The following is a 15575-nucleotide window of genomic DNA, read 5'->3' on the forward strand; positions in this document are numbered from 1 at the left end:
GTCTGAGCGCATCTCGCAACTGTTCGACGAACGCGCTGAAAGCCGGCGAGCGCACGCCGAGCACGAGGCCCGGGTTCGTGCACAGCTGGCCGCAGCCCGTCGTCACAGATCCTGCCAGATCGCGCGCGAGCGCCGCGCTGCGTTCGCCCAGCGCCGACGACAGCACGAGGACGGGATTCACGCTGGACATTTCGGCGAACACCGGAATCGGCTCGGGCCGCGCCTGCGCAAGATCGAACAGCGCACGTCCCGCCGCGAGCGAGCCGGTGAAGCCGACCGCCTGGATCGGCGCTGCCTGCACGAGTGCCGCGCCGGCCGCCGCCGTGCCGTACACCATGTTGAACACGCCTGCCGGCAGGCCGACCCGTGCGACCGCGCGCATGACCGCATCGGCAACGCACTCCGACGTCACCATGTGGCCGGGATGCGCCTTGACGACGACCGGGCAGCCGGCCGCCAGCGCCGACGCGGTGTCGCCGCCCGCAACCGAAAACGCAATCGGGAAATTGCTCGCGCCGAACACGGCGACCGGGCCGACGCCCACGCGGCACTGGCGCAGGTCGACGCGCGGCAGCGGCTTGCGATTCGGCTGGGCATGGTCGATGCGCACATCGAGAAAACCGCCGCGTCGCACGGTGGCCGCGAACAGGCGCATCTGGTTGCTGGTGCGCTTGCGCTCGCCTTCGAGGCGCGCCGCCGGCAATGCCGTCTCGCGGCTCGCCTCGGCGATGAATGCATCGCCCAGCGCGTCGATCTCGTCGGCGATCGCCTCCAGCAGCGCGGCGCGCGCAGCGGGCGACGCGGCGCGCAATACCGGGAATGCGCGCGCCGCCGCCCGTGCGGCGTCCGACACCTCTTCGGGCGTCGCGTCGTGATAGCGCACCGCGTGACGCTCGCCCGTGATCGCGTCGACGCTGAATAACGGCTCGCCGGCGCCGCGGCGTTGTCCGTCGATGTAGTGAAGCCCAAGAACGCTCATGAGAATGATCCGAAGTAAAGGAATGTCAGGTAACGCGTCACGCCGCCTCGGACGAGCCGAGCGTCGTCACCCGTGCGCGGCGCGCCTGCAGGCCGACGCTCATCAGGAGCAGCACGCCGACAACGCCTGCGATCGCCAGCGCGAGCATGCCGGCCGGCCGGCTGTGAAAGCCGGTTTCGACCGCGGTCTTGAGGGTCGGCGCAATGAAGCCGCCGAGGTTGCCGAGCGCCCCGATCAGCGCGATGCCGCTGGCGGCCGCGGTGCCGCTCAGGTAAGCCGTCGGCAGCGTCCAGAACAGCGGCTGGACCACGACGAATCCGATCGTCGCGCAGCAGAACGCGAGCAGTACCGGGGCGAGCGCATGACCCAGCGTCGACAGCGCGATTCCCGCGGCCGCCATCGCCAGCATGGCGATCGCGAACTGGCGATGGCGCCCCTGTGCATCGGCCATGCCGGTGATCGGCCGCAGTGCGAGCAGCGCGCACAGCCACGGAATCGCCGTCAGCAGGCCGACCTTCGTGCCGACCGCCGAGCCGATCAGCTCCGAGATCCGCGTCGGCAGATAGAAGATCACGCCGTACACGCTGACCTGGATCGCGAAGTAGATCGCGACGAAGCGCAGCACCTGCCAGTTGCCGAGCGCACCGAGCGCCGTGCGCGGGCCGTGCGTCACCTTGTGATGATCCTCGGCGGCGATCGCAGCCTCGAGCGCGTCTTTCTCGTCGGCATCGAGCCACTTCGCGTCGCGCGGCTTGCTCACCAGATAGAAGAACGCGATGACGCCGACGACCGACGCCGCGAGGCCTTCGAGGATGAACATCCATTGCCAGTTGCGCAGCCCGAGCTGGCCGCCCATCACGTCGAGCAGCAGGCCGGACAGCGGGCTGCCCAGCACGAGCGCGACCGGCAGCCCGAAGTAGTACACGCCGAGTGCCTTGCCGCGCTGGTTCGCGGGGAACCAGTAAGTCGAATAGAGAATCACGCCGGGCGAGAAACCCGCCTCGGCGACGCCGAGGATGAAGCGCAGCACATAGAACGACGTCTCGTCGTGCGCGAACATCATCGCGGCCGATGCGAGCCCCCACGTCACCATGATGCGGCTCAGCCAGACCTTCGCGCCGACCCGGTGCAGGATCATGTTGCTCGGGATCTCGAACACGGCATAGCCGATGAAGAAGATGCCCGCGCCCAGTGCATAGGCGGCGTTGCCGATATTCGAATCGACCATCAGCGCCTGCTTGACGAAGCCGACGTTCGAGCGGTCGAGCATCGACAGCGCGAACATCAGCGCAAGAAACGGCACCAGGCGCAAGCGGGCCTTGTGCACGGCGCGGGCCAGCGGATCGGGTTGAACAGCTTGGGTCTGCATGAATGTCTCCGGTGTCGGGCCGGCGCATGCGCGGCTCGCATCTTGTGTCCAAAGCGCCCGGCCTTCTCGTCGGCGTGCCGGGTCGCAACAGGTAAAACCGCTCAGCGCGCCGCGCCGAGCAATCCGCGCGCGGCCAGGTTGGCCATCAGCGCGCGGACACCGAACGTCCACGGCGCAATGCGGTCGCTCGTTCCGACTCGATTGACCAGCGCGCCGAGCATGCGGCTCGAGATCGTCACGATATCGCCGGCCTTGTGGGTAAACCCGCCGCCCGCCGTATCGCGATCCTCGACCGGCGCGAACAGCGTGCCGAGGAACAGCATCGCGCCGTCCGGATACTGGTGCGTCTCGCCGAATGCCTGCGCGACGAGATCCAGCGGATCGCGGGTGATCTGATCCATCGAGCTGGTGCCGTTCAGGATGAAGCCGTCCCGCCCTTCGACGCGCAATTCCACCGTCGCGCGCCGCACGTCGTCGATCGAGAAATGCGCGTCGAACAGCCGCACGAACGGACCGATCGCGCACGAGCCGTTGTTGTCCTTGGCCTTGCCGAGCAGCAGCGCGCTACGGCCTTCGAAGTCGCGCAGGTTGACGTCGTTGCCGAGCGTCGCGCCGCGCGCACGGCCGCGGCTGTCGATCGCCAGCACGATTTCGGGTTCGGGGTTGTTCCACGCCGAGCCGGGATGCACGCCGATCTCCGTGCCCGTCCCCAGCGACGACAGCAGCGGCGCCTTCGTGAAGATCTCGGCGTCCGGGCCGATGCCGACTTCGAGATATTGGGACCACATGCCGCGCTCGATCAGCAGGCGCTTGAGTTCCTGCGCTTCGGCCGAACCCGGCCGCAGCGTCGCGAGGCGCTCGCCGACCAGCGCCACGACCTGTTCGCGCAATTGCGCGGCGCCTTGCGGATCGCCCTTGGTCCGCTCTTCGATGACCCGCTCGATCAGGCTGCCGGCGAACGTGACGCCCGCCGCCTTGATCACTTGCAGATCGCACGGCGCGAGCAGGTGCGCGGCGTCGGCGTGGCCGGCGGAGGCCGGCGCCTGGGCCAGCAGGTCGTCCAGGCTGCCGATCCAGCGCCCGGGCGTACGCCGCACGACGGCGACCGGATCGTCCAGTTCGAGCAGGCCGCTCATCGTCGGCGCGGCGTCGGAAATGTCGAACACGCCGTCCGGACGCACCGTCACGACCGCCGGGCCGGCGGGTGCGGACGCGGTGGCCGGCAGCCACGCGCGCCCCACGAGCGTGCCGGCGGCGCCGTCCTCGGGAAGCGTGTGCCGGGCGTTCAGGGCAAGCGGCGTAGTCATGGTCGTCTCCAGGGTCGTTGTCGTTGCGCGCCAGTCGAACCGGCACGGGATAGCCGCCACTCTAGGGTTGTTTTCAATAACAATCCAATTGCTTATTCGGCAGAATCCATTCCAATCGTTTATCGCTACGACCGGGTTTACCTGATGCGCCCCTCGACCGCCGCGCCTGCCACAGGCGTACTGACACGCCTGCGCTTCCGTCACCTCCAGTTGCTCGACGTGCTCGGGCGCACGCGCAATCTGCGCATCGCCGCGGAGCAGATGCACATCACGCAGCCGGCCGCCACCAAAATCCTCGGCGACGTCGAGGACATGCTGGAGGCGCCGCTCTTCACCCGCCTGCCGCGCGAGATGCGGCCGACCGAGCTGGGCCTGTTCGTGATTCGCTACGCGAGCAACACCGTCGCCGATCTCGGCAAGTTTGTCAGCGAGCTCGACACGCTGCGCGCGGGCGGCCACGGCCACCTGACGGTCGGCGCGATTTCCGCGTCCGCGGCGCAGATCGTGACCGCCGGCATCCGCGACATCCTGCGGGCGCGCCCGCGCCTCGTGATCAAGCTGATCGAGCAGAGCAGCGACCAGCTGGCCGTCTGGCTCGAAGAGAAGAAAGTCGACGTGATGATCGGCCGCCTGACCGAGCCGCGCCATCAGGCGATCTTTAACTTCGAGGAACTGGCGTCGGAGCCGGTGTGGGTGGTCTGCGGGCGGCATCATCCGTTGCTCGCGCGCAAGCGGCTCGAGCTTGCGGATCTGGCCGCGTGGACGTGGATTCTGTATCCGCCGGCCACCGCGATCCGGCGGCTGTTCGAGGAGACGTTCTCGGCCGCGGGTATCCAGTCGCTGGCCGGGATGATCGAAACGTCGTCGGTCTTCTCGGCGCTGCAGTTGCTTCAGTCGACCGAGACGCTGTCGCTGCAGCCCTGCGCCGCCGTGGAGCGATACGTCCATGAAGGCCTGCTCGCACGGATTCCCGTGCCGATCCGCCGCTCGATGAGCCACTACGGTATCGTCACGCGCAAGAACGAGCAGCCGTCGGAGCCGATGCGGGCCTTCGTCGACGCACTTCGCAGCGCGGCGAATCGGACAGCGTCGGCGGCCGCGCACCTCGAGTCCGCGCCAGAATGATCGCGAGGGCCGGGCACGCGCCGCCGAGATCGCCCGCGATCAAGGCATAGCACGGCCCACTGTCGAACCCGGCGCGGCGCATGCGGCCGACTCCGGCCGCCGCGCCGATCGCGATCAGTTGAGCGTGAAGTCCGCAGGCGCGACGGGCTCGCCCGCATACCGGAACACGTTGAGATCGTCGCAGCGTATCGCGGGCGGCTTGCCGGAGATCAGATCGGCGAGCAATTGCCCCGAGCCGCACGACATCGTCCAGCCGAGCGTGCCGTGTCCGGTGTTCAGGAACAGGTTCGGCAGCGCGGTGCGGCCGACGATCGGCGTGCCGTCCGGAGTCATCGGGCGCAGGCCGGTCCAGAACGTCGCCTTAGACGTATCGCACCCGCCCGGAAACAGATCGTTCACGCACATCTCGAGCGTGTCGCGGCGCGCTTCGCGCAGCGCCTTGTCGAACCCGACGATCTCCGCCATCCCGCCGACGCGAATGCGCCGGTCGAAGCGCGTGATCGCGATCTTGTACGTTTCGTCGAGCACGGTCGACACGGGAGCGGCGGCCTCGTCGGCGACCGGCGCGGTGATCGAATATCCCTTGAGCGGATAGACCGGAATCTTCACGATGCCCGACAGAAACCTGGTCGAGTAGGAGCCGAACGCCACGACGAACGCATCGCCGTGCACAAGCTTGCCGCCGTGCCGTGCGCCCACGACGCGGCCGCCTTCGACGACGAGATCGTCGATCACCGTGTTGTAGCGGAAGGCGACGCCAAGCCGGGCCGCGAGTTCGGCCAGGCGCGTCGTGAAGAGCTGGCAGTCGCCGGTCTCGTCGCCCGGCAGGCGCAGGCCGCCTGTCAGCTTGTAAGCCGTCGCGGCAAGCGCAGGCTCGTCGTATTTGAGTTCGCCCGGTATCAGCAGCTCGTACGGAACGTTCGCCTCCTTCAGCACGGCGATGTCCTTGGCGGCGCCATCGAGTTGCTGCTGCGTGCGGAACACCTGCAGTGTGCCGCCCGTGCGGCCTTCGTACTGAATCCCGGTGGCCGCGCGCAGCGCCTGCAGGCAATCGCGGCTGTACTCGGCAAGACGCACCATGCGGGCCTTGTTGATCGCGTAGCGTTCGGCCGTGCAGTTCTGCAGCATCTGCCACATCCATTGCAACTGAAATTGCTTGTCGGCGTCGTCGGGCCGGATCGCAAGCGGCGCGTGCTTCTGGAACATCCATTTGACCGCCTTCAGCGGCACACCGGGTGCCGCCCATGGCGCCGCATAGCCCGGCGAAATCTGGCCGGCATTCGCGAAGCTCGTTTCGAGCGCGGGCCCCGCCTCGCGATCGATGACGGTCACGTCATGCCCTGCGAGGGCAAGATAATAGGCAGACGTCACCCCCACGACACCGCTCCCCAGCACGACGACTCTCATGGCTGCGCCTCCGCAAATGGACGAGTTCGCACGTTGATGTGATCGAACGCCGGGATTCACCGGCCCGCCGAATGTTTGTCTGTATATTAATCGGCCACAAGCAGTTGTTTTTACTCTTTTGAAAACAGCGCTCAGCGCTGTCGCACGGTGCACCGCACCGCTGCCGGTCCGGCCCGGCATCCCGCCGCAACCTGCACGCGCGTCGCGCGATGTCCGACGGCGCGCCGGAACAGCCCACTTCGGATTGGCCAACTTGCACCGCATTTTCGCCAAAACCCGCCGCACGCGTCCCCTTCGCCCGCGCGCTGACCGATCATGGCGGCCATCCATCATTCACTTAGTGACGAGAGAACATGAAGACGAAAGCTGCTGTCGCGTGGAAGGCCGGTGCACCGCTGACGATCGAGGAAGTCGATCTCGAAGGGCCGCGCGCGGGCGAAGTGCTGATCGAGTTGAAGGCGACAGGCATCTGCCACACCGATTACTACACGCTGTCGGGCGCCGATCCGGAAGGGCTCTTCCCGGCGATCCTCGGTCATGAGGGCGCGGGCGTCGTTGTCGATGTCGGTCCGGGCGTCGGCACGGTCAGAAAGGGCGACCACGTGATTCCGCTCTACACGCCGGAATGCCGCCAGTGCAAGTTCTGTCTGTCGCGCAAGACCAACCTGTGCCAGAAAATCCGCGCGACGCAAGGCAAGGGCCTGATGCCGGACGGCACGTCCCGCTTCTCGCTCGACGGCAGGCCGATCCATCACTATATGGGCACGTCGACGTTCTCGAACTACATCGTGGTGCCGGAGATCGCGGTCGCGAAGGTGCGTGAAGACGCGCCGTTCGACAAGGTCTGCTACGTCGGCTGCGGCGTGACGACCGGCGTCGGCGCGGTCGTGTTCTCGGCGAAGGTCGAACCGGGCGCGAACGTGGTCGTGTTCGGTCTCGGCGGCATCGGCCTGAACGTGATCCAGGGCGCGAAGATGGTCGGCGCGAACAAGATCATCGGCGTCGACCTCAACCCGAACCGCGTCGAACTGGCGAAGAAGTTCGGCATGACGCACTTCGTCAATCCGAACGAAGTCGAGAACGTCGTCGACCACATCGTGCAGCTGACCGACGGCGGCGCGGACTATTCGTTCGAGTGCATCGGCAACGTGAAGGTGATGCGCCAGGCGCTCGAATGCACGCACAAGGGCTGGGGCCAGTCGTTCATCATCGGCGTCGCGGCGGCGGGCGAGGAAATCAGCACGCGGCCGTTCCAGCTGGTCACGGGCCGCGAGTGGAAGGGTTCGGCGTTCGGCGGCGCACGCGGCCGCACCGACGTGCCGACGATCGTCGACTGGTACATGGACGGCAAGATCAACATCGACGACCTGATCACGCATACGATGCCGCTCGAGAAGATCAACGAGGGCTTCGAGATGATGAAGCGCGGCGAGTCGATCCGCTCGGTCATCCTGTACTGAACGCGGGCCTGGCATGAGACCGGAGCGCATGCTGAAGCGCCCACTCCGGTCGATATACGCGCTAAAGTGCTGACGGTGCCGCATCGAGCCGGACGCCCGAGCGCCGGGGATCGACTGCGCTGCATCGGCCTCGCGCAAGCGCCAACTGGGATCAACAGGAGGAAACAATGCTGGAATGCATTTCGTCACACGCGTGCCATGGCGGTGAGCAACGCTTCTACCGGCATGAATCGCAGACGATCGGCCTGCCGATGAAGTTCTCGGTGTACCTGCCGCCGCAGGCCGCGCACGGCCGCGTGCCTGCGCTGTTTTACCTCGCGGGCCTGACCTGCACCGAGGAAACGTTCCCGATCAAGGCCGGCGCGCAGCAATTCGCGGCGCAGCACGGCCTGGCGCTCGTCGCCCCCGACACGAGCCCGCGCGGCGCGGGCGTGCCGGGCGAGACCGACGCATGGGACTTCGGTGTCGGCGCGGGCTTCTACGTCGACGCGACCGAAGCGCCGTGGTCGACGCATTACCGGATGTACTCGTACATCGTCGACGAGCTGCGCGAGACGGTCATCGGCGAGTTGCCGATCGACGGCGCGCGGCTCGGCATCTTCGGTCACTCGATGGGCGGTCACGGCGCATTGGTGCTCGCGCTGCGCAATCCGGAGATCTACCGTTCGGTGTCGGCATTCGCGCCGATCGCCGCACCGATGCGCTGCCCGTGGGGCGAAAAGGCGTTGACCGGTTACCTTGGCGCCGATCGCGACGCGTGGAAACCCTATGACGCGAGCGAACTCGTGGCGCGCGCGGATGCGCCGAAGTTCGCCGCGGGCATCCTGATCGATCAGGGGCTGGCGGACCAGTTCCTCGAAAGCCAGCTGTATCCGGAAGTGTTCGAGGCGGCCTGCATCGCGGCGGGACAGCCGCTGACGCTGCGCTGGCATCCGAAGTACGACCACGGGTATTACTTCATACAAAGCTTCATCGGCGACCACATCAGGCATCACGCGGAGGTTCTCCGTCAGATCCGGAATTAGGCGCCGGGAATCGTAGCCAAGCGAGGCTCATATCTTGCCGGGCGCCTGTTCCGCGCAATCTCCGGGCCTCACGTCACCCCCCAAAGCAACGCAAAAGGAAATCATGGCGATCTTTACTCACGCTACTGTCGGCACCAACAACCTCGACGCCGCCCGCTCCTTCTACGATACCGTCCTCGGCAAGATCGGCCTGAAGCGGCTGGCGGATCTCGGCGAAAACGGCTCGATCTGGGGCAAGGACACGCCGGCGTTTTTCGCCCTGAAACCCGCGAACGGCCAGCCCGCCACCGTCGGCAACGGCGTCACCATTTCGTTCGAGGCGCCGGATCGCGCGTCGGTCGACGCCTTCCATGCGGCGGCCTTGGCAGCAGGCGGCAAGGACGAGGGCGCGGCCGGTCCGCGCAACTGGGCGCCCAACGCCTACGCGGCCTATGCCCGCGATCTGGACGGCAACAAGCTCGCCGCCTACTGCTTCAAGCCGGCGTAACGCGCCGGCGCGGTGCGCGCGCCTGACACGTCCGCACCGCATCGGCATGAAAAGAGGGGGAGCCTTTCGGCCCCCCTCTTTTCATGCCTGGCGCCTCGCCGCTTCACCCTCGGTGTGAACGGTGCCGAAGCGCTCGCGATATTCGAGCGGGGTCACGCTGAGGGCGCCCTGAAACGCTTTCCGCATCGCCTCGTAGGTTTTGAAGCCCGCCTTTGCCGCGATCGTCTTGGCCGGCAGGTTCCCTTCCTCGAGCATGCGACGGGCCGCGTCGATTCGGGCGCGCGTCAGAAACCCGGACGGCGTCATGCCCGTTTCCTTCTTGAAGCAACGGTTGAAGCTGCGCACGCTGATTGAAAGGCGGTCCGCCATGTCGGTCGGACTGATGTCCTGCTCGCAGTTCTCCAGAATCCAGCCCTGGATTTCCCTGATACCGGGATGCTGCGTCGACTGGCTGATCAGCTGCGAACTGAATTGCGACTGACCGCCCGGTCGCTTCAGATAAACGACGAGATCTCGCGCCACATCGAGCGCGATATCGAGGCCGAAATCCTCTTCGACGAGCGCCAGCGCAAGATCGATTCCCGCGGTGACGCCCGCCGACGTCCAGATCGCGCCGTCCTGAATGAAGATGCAATCCGCATCGACGCGCACCGCCGGATACCGGATCTTCAACGCATCGGCGACAGCCCAGTGTGTCGTTGCGCGCTTCCCGTCCAGCACGCCCGCCTCGGCCAGGAAAAATGCGCCGGAGCACAGGGCGGCGGTACGCGTGACGCGCGCTGCGGCGGATTCGATCCACCGCACGATGTCCATCGCGCCATCGAGCGCCTCTTCGATCTGCCACGCGCCGACAATGATGGCCGTGTGCGGCACCGTCAACGTATTGAGACGCTTATCGGCATGCAGGGGCACGCCGGTGTCGGAGCGGATCGGGCCGCGATGCGGCGATGCGAGCTTGACATCGTATCCGCCGCCGAGTCCGCGGTTTTTCAGATGGGAATTTGCGTAGGTAAAAACGCTCAAGGCACCAATGGCCTCAAGTGCTTTGAATCCGTTATAGATAATGACGTCGACAGTGAGCAGCATTTCGCCAATTCTACGCCACCCCGGCACGCGCCGCCCTTCGCAGCCGCCGCCGATACGACCTTCGGTTCAAATCGCAGCGCATGTCGGCGCTCCGGCGGCGGCGCCTCGGAGCGTGCGCGAAATCCGGCATGCCGAGCCACGCGCACACGCCGACAGCACATGGATCGCACCGATCGCGGAGCACGAATGCCGGGCGACGGATCGTGCTCCGCGGGATCATGAGCCGCCTGCGTTGCCGCACCGCTCGATGGCCGTCTTGAGGTAGGCCGCGGTGCTGCCATGCCCCGCGCCGGCGACCTCGCCGGGCATGCCGCTCGCAATGACCTGTCCGACGTCGTCCCCCGCCCCCGGCCCGAGATCGATCACCCAGTCGGCCTGCGCGACGACCCGCATGTCGTGCTCGACGACGACGACCGTATTGCCGGCATCCGCGAGCCCCTGCAGATGCCGCATCAACCGGTCGGTATCGGCCGGATGCAGGCCGGCGGTCGGTTCGTCGAGGATATACAGCGTATTGCCGCGCTGCGCGCGCTGCAGTTCGGTCGCCAGCTTGATACGCTGCGCCTCGCCGCCCGACAGTTCCGTTGCCGGCTGCCCGAGCCGCAGATAGCCGAGCCCGATCTCGCGCAGCACCTCGAGCGGCCGCAGCACCTGCGGTTCGCCGGCAAAGCACTCGCACGCTTCGTCAACGCTCATCGCCAGCACCTGCGCAATGTTGCGTCCCTGCCATTCGATTTCGAGCGTCTGCGCGTTATAGCGGCTGCCGTTACACGTCGAGCACGGCGCATAGACACTCGGCAGAAACAACAGCTCGACCATCACGAAGCCTTCGCCCTCGCAGGTCGGACAGCGCCCCTGCGCAACGTTGAACGAGAATCTCCCGACGCCATAGCGGCGCTTGCGCGCGGCGGGCGTATCGGCGAAGAGCTGACGCACATGGTCGAACAAGCCGCTGTAGGTCGCCAGGTTCGAGCGCGGCGTGCGGCCGATCGGCTTCTGGTCCACGCGGACGACACGGCGGATGCGCTCCATGCCGCCGACGATGCGCCCTTCCGCGGCGGCGGACGCTACCGCGAGCAGCGGATCGGCCTCGTCCTCGTCCTGCGTGCCGAGCGGGCGGCCGAGGCGCGCCGCCACGAGTTCGGGAAGCGCCTGACTCACGAGGCTCGATTTACCCGAGCCCGACACGCCCGTGACCGCCGTGAAGCATCCGACCGGAAATGCGATGTCGAGATCATGCAGGTTGTTGCGCGTCACGCCCTCGAGCCGGAGCCAGCCCTGCGGCTGCCGCGGCGTCCGCGCGATCGCCTCGGCACCGCCGAACAGATAGCGGCGCGTAAACGACGGGGCGACATCGGCCAGGCCCGCAGGCGGCCCGCTGTAGAGCACGCGGCCGCCCCGTTCCCCCGCTTCCGGCCCGACATCGACGAGCCAGTCCGCATGACGGATGACCTCGAGATCGTGCTCGACCACGAACAGCGAGTTGCCCGCCGCCTTGAGGCGATGCAGGATGGCGAGCAATGCGTCGCCGTCCGCCGGATGCAGGCCCGCCGAAGGCTCGTCCAGCACGTAGACCACGCCGAACAGTTGCGACGACAACTGGGTGGCGAGCCGCAAGCGCTGCAGTTCGCCCGACGACAATGTCGGCGTGCTGCGGTCCAGCGACAGATAGCCGAGCCCGAGGTCGATAAGCGGCGCGAGGCGCTCGAGCAACTCCGACGCGAGCCGCTGCGCGGCGACACGTTTTTCGTCGGAGAGATTCGGGGTGCGGCGCACGTCCGGCGCGCTCTTGTGCGCCGATCCGCCGGCCGCCACGCGCCGCGCCGTCGCCGCGCGGCGCGACTTTTCGTCGAGCACGCCGCCCGGCGCTTGAGCGTCGGGCCGGGCCCACTCGCCGCGCGCGACGGCCGACAGCAGATCCGCCAGTTTCGCCAGCGGCAGATTCCCGAACTCGGCGATATCGAGCCCTTCGAACGTCACCGACAGCGCCTCGCGCTTCAATCGCTTGCCATGACAACTCGGGCATTCGCGGCCGATCATGTACTGCGACACGCGCTTTTTCATCAGCGCGCTTTTGGTATTGGCGAAGGTGTGCAGCACGTAACGCCGCGCGCCCGTGAACGTGCCCTGATAGCTCGGCTCGAGCCCGCGCTTGATCGCCATTTGCGTTTCCCGCGGCGTCAGGCCGGCGTAGACGGGCACGGTCGGCGTTTCTTCGGTGAACAGAATCCAGTCGCGGTCCTGCTTCGGCAGATCGCGCCACGGCGTGTCGACGTCATAGCCCAGCGACACCAGGATGTCGCGCAGATTCTGTCCGTGCCACGCCGGCGGCCACGCGGCGATCGCGCGCTCGCGAATGGTGAGCGAATCGTCGGGCACGAGCGTCTTCTCGGTCACGTCGTAGATGCGGCCGAGCCCGTGACACGTGGGGCAGGCGCCCTCCACGGTATTCGGCGAAAAGTCCTCCGCATAGAGCATCGGCTGCTTCGGCGGATAGTGGCCGACGCGCGAATAGAGCATGCGCACGAGGCTCGACAGCGTCGTCACGCTGCCGACCGACGAGCGCGCGTTCGGTGCGCTTCGTTGCTGCTGCAAGGCGACCGCCGGCGGCAGTCCGTCGATCGAATCGACGTCAGGCACGCCGACCTGATCGATCAGTCGGCGTGCATACGGCGCCACCGATTCGAAATACCGGCGCTGCGCTTCGGCATAGAGCGTCCCGAATGCCAGCGACGATTTTCCGGATCCCGATATGCCCGTGAACACCACGAGCGCATCGCGCGGAATATCCACGTCGACATTCTTCAGGTTGTGTTCGCGTGCGCCGCGTACGCGAACACAGTCGGATCGTTGCGTTGCGCTGTCGTCGTGAATGGGCGGCGCCGGGAGTGAGCTTCGATTCATGATGGCTCGCTTCAGGAAAGACCGTGCGTCCGGCACAACGGCGGGACGTCACATGCGGTGGAAATCCGGTTCCTCATGATACGCGCACGCTGCACGATTGATCACGTGGTCGGACATCACACAGGCCCGGGCCGCATCTGCTATGGTCATTCCGCCCGGATCTGATACTGCACACGCCTGTCAGACCCGTCTATCATGCGCCGGCGGTCGTGACGTACCGCTTCACCGCCGCCAGTCCGCAGGAGCATCGATGAAACCCCCGCAACATTCCGTCAGCGGCAGCGACCTGCCCCGTTCCGCGAACACACAATCATTCGCAACGCCTCGAGATCGCCAGCTGACGGCATGGCTTGAAGCGCACGCCGAGCGTCTCGATTCCGGTCGGGATCTCGCGCAGGCGGTGCTTCCCATGCTGGGCAATGCGGGGCTGCTGCATATCGGCGTACCTGAAGCGCTCGGTGGCGCGGGCGGCGACATCGCCCACGCCATCGAGGCAATCGCAGGCGTGGCGGAATCGTCGATGACGGCCGCACTCGTCTTCTGGTCCCAGCGGGCCTTGATCGAATGCCTGCTGCATAGCGACAATCATGCCCTTCGCGACGGCTGGCTCCCCGCCTTGCTGAACGGAAAAATGGCAGGCGCCGTCGGTCTCTCGAACGCCATGAAATATCTGGCGAAGATGGAATCGCTCCATGTCACCGCGACGGACGCCCGGCAAGATGGCGGGTCGCCGGTGCGACGCCTGTCCGGAACACTCCCGTTCGTGACCAATCTGCATGCCGACGGTTACGTGACGGCGATCGCGGCGGCGCATTCCGATGGCACACCGCCGTCCATCTACGCCGTCGCGCACGACGCTCGAGGTGTCCAGCGCAGCGCGGACCTCGATCTGATCGCCTTGCGCGCCAGCAATACGGCAGCGCTGACACTGAATCGCATGCCGGTGGATGAGCGCCATATGATCGCGTCGAACGCGGTATCGTTCATCGCGTCCGTTCGCCCGAATTTCCTGGGCTTGCAATGCGGTCTGTCGATCGGGCTGGCCCGACGGAGCCTGAGATCGCTGCATCACGCCAGCGAATCCGTCCGCGCCACGCTCGGCGCCGATGGACAGGCTTGGGTGTCGGCTCTCGAGGATCGGGTTGTCGAGCTTTTCGACGGACTGGCAAGCAGCGCATTGCACGACATACCGGCGGCGCTCTTCAACCTGCGCCTCCAGTTTGCAACGCTCGTCGAAGCGGCCGTCGCCCTTGAAGTTCAGGCAGCCGGCAGCCGGGGATTCATGCATGGCAGCAGCGAGGTCGCCCGCCGACGCCGGGAGGCGTCCTTTATCCCCGTGCTGACGCCCAGTGTCGTGCAGCTCCGGCAGATTCTCCTCGCGGCTTCCGGCCACGCCACGCTCCGGCATCGATCGCAGGCCTGACGGTCTTCGGATCGTCGCGCCGCGAGCCGATTCGTCGCTGGTGTCGCGTCGGCGCGGGTTCGTCAGCGCGACCGAACGCACGATCGGCGAATACCTCGGATGCGACGGAGCACGAAGGACATATCGGCTGTCCCGCCGATACGCCCTTCGTTGGCCGCCCTCCGTCAATGCAGCTTGATCGACGGCTGGTTGCGGCTCTGCAGCCAGTGGCTCAACGACTGGAGCAGCGCGCGCTTCGCACCGTACACACTGAACAGATGCTTGCGATAGAGGAACTTGTACAACCCGATCGCCGCCAGTCCCTCGACGATCAGCGAACGCGAGCGCGCGCCCAGTTCCGTCTGGAAGACGGCGCCCGCCTTGCCCAGCGAGACCACCGTGCCGGCGTCGCGGAACGTGAATCCGGTGACCGGCCGGCCCGCCAGACGCCGTGCGAAAGCACGGCCGAGGTACACGGCCTGCTGGTGCGCAACCTGCGCACGCGGCGGCAGGAAGCCGCGCGCCCCGTCGGACGGGCAGGCGGCGCAATCGCCGAATGCGAAGACGTGCGGATCGTCCGGGGTCTGCAACGTGTCCGTCACGATCACCTGGTTCGATGTATTGAGCGCAATATCGCCGATCTGCCGCAGGATCGCGGGGCCGGCGACGCCGGCGGCCCAGATCGTGATGTCGCTGGCGAGGCGTTCGCCCGTCGCGGTCACGATCGCGTCTTGCGTAACCTCCGCGACCCGCGTTCCGGTCAGCACGTCGACATGCAATTGGCGCAGTTGCGCGTGAGTCCGGCTGGAGAGACGCTCGTCGAGCACCGGGAGGACGCGCGGTCCGCCTTCGATCAGGCGAATGCAGACGTCCCGGTCCGGCACCAGGGACTTGAAACGATACGCCGTGAGTTTATTGATCGCATGCCTGAGCGCGGCGGCCAATTCCACACCGGTCGCGCCTGCGCCGATGACATTGATGAAGACCGGCTGCGCCTGCTGCCCGGGCCCTTGCTCGGCCTGAT

12 protein-coding genes are annotated in these 15575 nt (G+C 66.7%); 5 read left to right on the forward strand and 7 right to left on the reverse strand.

Translation table 11 applies throughout. The features are described from left to right. The 3 genes from KH616_RS11320 to KH616_RS11330 all read right to left on the reverse strand — a co-directional run. Positions 1-979 (reverse strand): aldehyde dehydrogenase family protein (locus tag KH616_RS11320; protein WP_292244080.1); only part of this gene is annotated, 979 nt, incomplete at its 3' end. A gap of 37 nt (positions 980-1016) precedes the next feature. Next, complete coding sequence (locus tag KH616_RS11325) at positions 1017-2348, reverse strand: MFS transporter (protein ID WP_292244081.1); 1332 nt, start codon at positions 2346-2348, stop codon at positions 1017-1019. A 101-nt stretch (positions 2349-2449) separates the two neighbouring features. Next, positions 2450-3655, reverse strand: coding sequence for a fumarylacetoacetate hydrolase family protein (locus KH616_RS11330; RefSeq protein WP_292244082.1), 1206 nt, complete (start codon positions 3653-3655; stop codon positions 2450-2452). Between the two features lie 144 nt (positions 3656-3799). Here KH616_RS11330 and KH616_RS11335 point away from each other — a divergent pair, with 144 nt between their 5' ends. After that, positions 3800-4780: a LysR family transcriptional regulator gene (locus KH616_RS11335; RefSeq protein WP_292244084.1), complete on the forward strand. Its 981-nt coding sequence runs from the start codon at positions 3800-3802 to the stop codon at positions 4778-4780. Between the two features lie 114 nt (positions 4781-4894). Here the strand turns inward: KH616_RS11335 and KH616_RS11340 are convergent, their stop codons facing one another. Beyond that, positions 4895-6187 (reverse strand): D-amino acid dehydrogenase, encoded by a 1293-nt coding sequence (locus tag KH616_RS11340; protein ID WP_292244085.1) that lies wholly within the window; start codon positions 6185-6187, stop codon positions 4895-4897. Between the two features lie 353 nt (positions 6188-6540). On the opposite strand from KH616_RS11340, the gene KH616_RS11345 reads away from it, so the two are divergent. The 3 genes from KH616_RS11345 to KH616_RS11355 all read left to right on the forward strand — a co-directional run bounded on the left by KH616_RS11345 (position 6541) and on the right by KH616_RS11355 (position 9159). Beyond that, a complete protein-coding gene (locus KH616_RS11345) occupies positions 6541-7647 on the forward strand; it encodes an S-(hydroxymethyl)glutathione dehydrogenase/class III alcohol dehydrogenase (RefSeq protein ID WP_292244087.1) in 1107 nt (368 codons plus the stop codon). Positions 7648-7814: 167 nt separating this feature from the next. Continuing rightward, a complete protein-coding gene (fghA, locus tag KH616_RS11350) occupies positions 7815-8672 on the forward strand; it encodes an S-formylglutathione hydrolase (protein WP_292244089.1) in 858 nt (285 codons plus the stop codon). 103 nt (positions 8673-8775) lie between these two features. After that, on the forward strand, positions 8776-9159 hold the full coding sequence (locus KH616_RS11355) for a VOC family protein (protein ID WP_292244091.1): 384 nt from the start codon (positions 8776-8778) through the stop codon (positions 9157-9159). Positions 9160-9240: 81 nt separating this feature from the next. Here KH616_RS11355 and KH616_RS11360 read toward each other — a convergent pair whose 3' ends face one another. Beyond that, positions 9241-10245: a helix-turn-helix domain-containing protein gene (locus tag KH616_RS11360; RefSeq protein ID WP_292244093.1), complete on the reverse strand. Its 1005-nt coding sequence runs from the start codon at positions 10243-10245 to the stop codon at positions 9241-9243. Positions 10246-10461: 216 nt separating this feature from the next. Next, positions 10462-13149 carry an excinuclease ABC subunit UvrA gene (locus KH616_RS11365; protein WP_292244095.1) on the reverse strand — a complete coding sequence of 896 codons (2688 nt, stop codon included), beginning with the start codon at positions 13147-13149 and terminating at the stop codon, positions 10462-10464. 250 nt (positions 13150-13399) lie between these two features. Here KH616_RS11365 and KH616_RS11370 point away from each other — a divergent pair, with 250 nt between their 5' ends. Next, a complete protein-coding gene (locus KH616_RS11370) occupies positions 13400-14572 on the forward strand; it encodes an acyl-CoA dehydrogenase family protein (RefSeq protein ID WP_292244096.1) in 1173 nt (390 codons plus the stop codon). 164 nt (positions 14573-14736) lie between these two features. Here KH616_RS11370 and KH616_RS11375 read toward each other — a convergent pair. Next, positions 14737-15575 (reverse strand): FAD-dependent oxidoreductase (locus KH616_RS11375; RefSeq protein ID WP_292244097.1); only part of this gene is annotated, 839 nt, incomplete at its 5' end.

Source organism: Burkholderia sp., assembly GCF_018375725.1.
Classification (GTDB): domain Bacteria; phylum Pseudomonadota; class Gammaproteobacteria; order Burkholderiales; family Burkholderiaceae; genus Burkholderia.

Coding starts and splice junctions, on each gene's coding strand:
- KH616_RS11370 (WP_292244096.1), top strand. CDS start 13,400: ATGAAACCCCCGCAACATTCCGTCAGCGGCAGCGACCTGCCCCGTTCC.
- KH616_RS11355 (WP_292244091.1), top strand. CDS start 8,776: ATGGCGATCTTTACTCACGCTACTGTCGGCACCAACAACCTCGACGCC.
- KH616_RS11335 (WP_292244084.1), top strand. CDS start 3,800: ATGCGCCCCTCGACCGCCGCGCCTGCCACAGGCGTACTGACACGCCTG.
- fghA (WP_292244089.1), top strand. CDS start 7,815: ATGCTGGAATGCATTTCGTCACACGCGTGCCATGGCGGTGAGCAACGC.
- KH616_RS11345 (WP_292244087.1), top strand. CDS start 6,541: ATGAAGACGAAAGCTGCTGTCGCGTGGAAGGCCGGTGCACCGCTGACG.
- KH616_RS11340 (WP_292244085.1), bottom strand. CDS start 6,187: ATGAGAGTCGTCGTGCTGGGGAGCGGTGTCGTGGGGGTGACGTCTGCC.
- KH616_RS11330 (WP_292244082.1), bottom strand. CDS start 3,655: ATGACTACGCCGCTTGCCCTGAACGCCCGGCACACGCTTCCCGAGGAC.
- KH616_RS11325 (WP_292244081.1), bottom strand. CDS start 2,348: ATGCAGACCCAAGCTGTTCAACCCGATCCGCTGGCCCGCGCCGTGCAC.
- KH616_RS11360 (WP_292244093.1), bottom strand. CDS start 10,245: ATGCTGCTCACTGTCGACGTCATTATCTATAACGGATTCAAAGCACTT.
- KH616_RS11365 (WP_292244095.1), bottom strand. CDS start 13,149: ATGAATCGAAGCTCACTCCCGGCGCCGCCCATTCACGACGACAGCGCA.